5 protein-coding genes are annotated in these 4,870 nt (G+C 72.9%); 2 read left to right on the top strand and 3 right to left on the bottom strand.

Annotated features, from left to right (window positions below):
- Positions 1–89 precede the first annotated feature (89 nt).
- The gene (locus ACFWFR_RS17410; RefSeq protein ID WP_377615744.1) at positions 90–866 is read right to left on the bottom strand and encodes an SDR family oxidoreductase; all 777 of its coding nucleotides are present in this window, start codon (positions 864–866) and stop codon (positions 90–92) included.
- A 225-nt stretch (positions 867–1,091) separates the two neighbouring features.
- On the opposite strand from ACFWFR_RS17410, the gene ACFWFR_RS17415 reads away from it, so the two are divergent.
- Positions 1,092–1,721, top strand: coding sequence for a hypothetical protein (locus ACFWFR_RS17415; protein ID WP_377623866.1), 630 nt, complete (start codon positions 1,092–1,094; stop codon positions 1,719–1,721).
- 47 nt (positions 1,722–1,768) lie between these two features.
- Here the strand turns inward: ACFWFR_RS17415 and ACFWFR_RS17420 are convergent, their stop codons facing one another.
- Positions 1,769–2,323 carry a MarR family winged helix-turn-helix transcriptional regulator gene (locus ACFWFR_RS17420; RefSeq protein ID WP_377623867.1) on the bottom strand — a complete coding sequence of 185 codons (555 nt, stop codon included), beginning with the start codon at positions 2,321–2,323 and terminating at the stop codon, positions 1,769–1,771.
- Complete coding sequence (locus ACFWFR_RS17425; protein WP_377623868.1) at positions 2,320–3,066, bottom strand: SDR family NAD(P)-dependent oxidoreductase; 747 nt, start codon at positions 3,064–3,066, stop codon at positions 2,320–2,322. Before ACFWFR_RS17425 ends, ACFWFR_RS17420 begins: the two co-directional genes overlap by 4 nt.
- Positions 3,067–3,244: 178 nt before the next feature.
- Here ACFWFR_RS17425 and ACFWFR_RS17430 point away from each other — a divergent pair, with 178 nt between their 5' ends.
- Positions 3,245–4,834, top strand: a complete 1,590-nt coding sequence (locus ACFWFR_RS17430; protein WP_377615739.1) for an asparaginase — start codon at positions 3,245–3,247, stop codon at positions 4,832–4,834.
- The last annotated feature ends 36 nt before the right edge of the window (positions 4,835–4,870 follow it).

A 4,870-nucleotide genomic window follows, 5' to 3' on the forward strand; every position in this document is an offset into this window, starting at 1 on the left:
GCCGCTCACCCCGCAGGTGAGCGGCGCCGTCGGGCACGTGGCCGGGGAAGAGCACGTTCGCGCGCCCGTCCGTCCGCCGCGCCCGCCCGTCACCGCCCCGAGCCGTACCTCTCGAGCAGGTACTGCCCGTACGTCCCGGTCCCGTAGGGCTTGCCGGGGACCAGGTGGTGCCCGGCAGCGAAGGCCGCGAACGTCCTGCCGGGCACCCGCACGCGCACGACCTCGCGCCGGCTCCCCGTCGCCCTCGCCCAGGCGCGCGCAGCCTCCCGACCCGTGATGCGCTCGGGTCCGCCGATGTCGGCGACCCTGCCCGAGGGCCCGGCGGCGACGATCTCCACGAGCCGCGCGGCGACGTCGGGCACCGCGATCGGCTGGACCTGGAGAGCGGGCGTGAGGAGGACGGGCGAGAAACGCTGCGCCGTGAAGAGCCCGACGACGAGCTGCGGGAACTGCGTGGCCCGCAGGACCGAGTGCGGCAGCCCAGACCCGGCGAGCATCGACTCCACCTCGACCTTGGCCCGGTAGTAGCCGAGCGGGATGCGGTCGACGCCCACGATCGACTGGAACACGACGTGCCCCACGCTCGCCTCACGAGCCGCCGTCACGACGTGACGACCCATCTCGACGTCGGCCCGCGGCCCACGGGTCGCGAGGTGCAGGACGACCCCGACGCCGTCGAACGCCTCGCGCAGGCCCGCGCCCGTGGTCAGGTCGCCCGTCACGAGGCCCGGGACGGTCGAGCGGTCGGTCGAGCGGCTGAGGACCCGGACGTCGTGCCCGGCGGCCCGCAGGAGGGACACGGTGGGGGTGCCGAGGGTGCCGGTGCCGCCCGTCACGAGCACCGTGGTCGCACGCACTGCGTTCATCGAGCGTTCCTCTCGTCGGCTGCTCTGCCGGGCACGTTCACGCGGGAGGCTGCGGTCGCGCAGACGACCGCGTCCTGGATCCGGCGAGACGTCCAGGATCCCGGGACGGTCTCCCGTTCATTCTGCGGGCTCGGGGGTCATCCACAAGCCCCGGCTCACCGGGACCGTCCACAGGAGGCCGTCTCGCCGCTGCACGCGCGGGTCGTGCTGCAGCACGCTGCCCGCATGACCCACAGCACCCGGTCCTCGCACCCCCGACGCCGAGCCACGCCCCCGCACCCCGTCTCACCGCCGGGCCTGCGCACCCTGCGCGCTGCCTGGGGACGTCAGGCCGACGTGGCCAACGGCCCGGACGGCTTCCACCACGTCCACGGACCTCACACGCACGGCTGGCTGCTCGACGACGCGGTCCCCGAGCTCCTCGAAGGGATCGTCCAGGTGGACGACGACCCGCTCGAGCCGTCCTTCTTCGCGCACCTCGACGCACCGGTCGCGGAGGCCTTGCTGGCCCGCCTCGCCGCACCCCTGCTCGCCGACCGGTCCAACGGCTCGCCCACGCTCGGGACCATGCTGCGCGCGGCGGTCGAGCACCCGGGCGAGCTCACGGTCCACGGGTTCGTGCTGGGTCCCGGACGCTGCGACGAACGACTCGTCGCGGAGGGCGTGATCGTGCGCCTCGAGGCCGACCTGCTCGTGACGGAGCACCACGCCCCGGGCTGCGAGTGCGAGCTGCTGTGGGCGTACGTGGTCGACGAGATCGGGCTCACCGGCTCCGTCCACGCACCGCACCGGATCCGCCGCGTCCAGCGCGCCGACGCTCCGGACGAGACGTGGTGGCAGCTGCTGTGGGCATGAGCGGTGAGCGCTCCGAGCAGGCGCGGCCGGTCCCGGCGCGGTGCCCGTCAGGACCGTTCGAGGAACCCCTCGCTCGCCTGCTCGAACCGGCGCATGAGCCCGGCGAAGGCCAGCCGGTCCTGCGGGTCCCACCCGTCGAGCAGCTCGTCGACGAGCCGGTCCCCTGCCGTGACGAACGTCCTCGCGACCCGCGCCCCTGCCGCGGTGAGGTGGACGCGTGCGGCCCGTGCGTCGTCGGGGTCCTCGCGACGCTCGGTGAGGCCCGCCGCGTCGAGGCGTCGCACGATCTTGCTGACGTTCGACGGCCCGGTGGACAGGTGCTCCGCGAGCGCCGACGGGCGCCGCGGCCCCTGCCGCCACACGATCGTGAGGACCACGATCGCCGGGGAGTCCAGGTCGATCCCCTCGCGCGCCGCGACCGCGGCGAGGAAGTCCCCGCTCGTCCACAGGCCCATGACGCGGACCAGGGAGTCGAGCAGGTCGGACCGGTAGCCGGGCACGCGGGCGTCGCCCTGCGCGGGCCCGGGGCTCCCCGCGGCGGGGCCGGAACCCGGCCCCGCCCCGAGGGAGGCCCCTGTCGCGGGGCGTGGTGCGTCGGTCACGCGACCTGCGTGCCGCCGTCGACGGGCAGGACGACGCCCGTGATGAAGCTCGCCTGGTCGGAGAGCAGGAACGCGACCGCGTCGGCGATCTCGGACGGCTGCCCCAGCCTCTTCATGGGGACGTCGGCCGCGTACCCGGCACGAGCCTCCTCGGGCAGCGACGCGAGCGCCGCCGTCTCGATCGCACCCGGCGCGACCGCGTTGATGCGGATGCCGTCGGTCACGTACTCGATCGCGGTGCCGCGCGTGAGCGAGACGACGCCGGCCTTGGCGGCCGAGTACGGCGAGAGGCCCGGTGACGCCTTGAGCCCGGCGATCGAGGCGATGTTGACGATGCTGCCGCCGCCGTGGACGAGCATCTGGGCGATCTCGGCCTTCATCGACAGGAAGGTCCCGCGCAGGGTGATGTCGAGCGTGCGGTCCCAGCCGTCCTGCGGCATCTGGTCGAGGCGGAACGGGCGCGTGCCGACCCCTGCGTTGTTGACCGCGAGGTGCAGCCCCCCGAACGTCTCCACGGCGAACGCGACCAGGGCGGTGACGTCGGCAGGCTCGGCGACGTTCGCGCGGCGGTACGCCGCGCGGCCGCCCGCGGCCTCGATCTCGGCGACCACGCGGGCGCCGGCCTCGTCGTTCACGTCGGAGACGACGACGGCCGCTCCCTGCGCGGCGAGCCGCTTCGCGACGGCTTCGCCGATGCCTGCGCCGGAGGCCGTGACGAGCGCGACCTTGTTGCTGAACTGCATGAGTACCCTCCAGATTTTTCTGTCTTCGCGACAGCATATGCCCGCAGCGCGGCAGCTCGCCTCCACCTGACAACCCTCGCGAACCAGCACAACCGTGCTTCTTACACACAGGCAATGCCCAGGAAACAGGCCCCACATAGCGTCCGAGCCCTGACGTCCCCCTGACCGAAAGGCTCTCGTGAGATCCCTGACACTGACCCTGTCCGGCCGCGCCCTCGCGGCCGGCGTCGCGCTCCTCCTCGCCCTGGTCTCGCTCGTCTCCGTCGTCGCCTACTCGATCGCCGAGTCCCGCACCACGGCCGCTGCGCAGGGGCAGCAGCCGTTGGTCCTCGCCTCCGGCACGACCCCGCTGGGCATCACGTCCACCAGCTACCAGGCCGTGACCGCCGCGGCCACGACGTCCAAGCCCAAGGTCGTGGTCGTCGCGACGGGCGGCACCATGGCGGGCAAGGCCGGCACGCGCGACGGCTTCACGAGCTACCGCGCGGGCACCTACCTCATGTCCGACATGCTCGACACGCTCCGCCCCGAGATCGACCAGATCGCCGACGTGACCGCGGTCCAGTTCGGCAACGCCGGATCCTCCGGCTACACCATGGAGCAGTTCCACGCCCTCACGCTCGAGGTCGAGAAGCAGCTCGAGACCGCGGACGCCGTGGTCGTCACGACCGGCACCGACACCCAGGAGGAGTTCGCGTACTGGCTCGACCTCACGGTCCAGTCGCGCAAGCCCGTCATCACCTCGGGCTCCATGCGCCCGTGGGGCGCGGGCGACACCCCGGCCGACAAGGCGGTCTTCGGGTCCGACGCGCCCGCGAACCTCTACAACGCCGTGCGCCTCGCGGCGAGCCAGCAGACGTACTGCTTCGGGACCGTCCTCATGCTCAACGACGAGATCCAGGCGGCCCGCGAGGTCACCAAGACCAACGCCTACCGCACCGACACGTTCCAGACGCGCGAGTACGGCGTCCTGGGCTGGATCGACGGCGCCAACATCACGCTGGGCCGGGCACCGGCCCGCGTCATGAGCTGCGACCAGGAGTCGTGGTTCACGCCGTTCGACGTCTCGAAGGTCGACCCCAAGGCGCTGCCGCGCGTCGAGATCGTCATGTCCTACCAGCAGGCCGGCGGCGAGGCCGTCAAGGCGTTCGCCGACGCCGGGGTCAAGGGCATGGTCACGGCGGGCACCGGGGCGGGAGGCATCTCGGGTGCCATGAGCTCGGAGCGCAGCAAGGCCGTGTCCAAGGGGGTCTGGTTCGTCAGCACGACCCGGACCGGGTCCGGGTCGAGCTACGGGGGCAGCAACGGGGTCCTCGCGGGTGAGGACCTGACGGCGGTCAAGGCCCGCCTGCTGCTGGTCCTGTCCCGGGCCTTCACCGAGGACTTCAACCAGGCCAAGGACTGGTTCGCGACGTTCGGCACGCCGACGTTCGAGCAGTCCGGCGCGGCATCGACCATCCCGGCCGGCCCGGGCGGCACCTCGGTCCTGCTCACGTCGACCGCGACGGCCGCGTGCAACGGTCGGACCGCGAGCATCCACGTCACGGTCACCAACACGGACAGCGTGCCGATCGACGTCCGGGTCACCTCGGCCGCGGGTGAGCACAAGTTCAGCAAGATCCCCGTGGGCAGCACGGTCGAGCACACCCTGACCCGGGGTGCGTCGCTCGACGCCGGGGAGGCCAAGCTCGTGGCCTACAAGAACGTGGACGGCGCGGGCGTGCAGAGCACGAGCACTGCAGCGCACGCGGCGGTCACCTGCCGGTAGCACCACCGGCCCGACGGCGGCGCCCACCCTCCGGGG

Origin of the sequence: Oerskovia sp. NPDC060287, assembly GCF_042726775.1 — a bacterium.
Taxonomy (GTDB): Bacteria; Actinomycetota; Actinomycetes; order Actinomycetales; family Cellulomonadaceae; genus Oerskovia; species Oerskovia merdavium.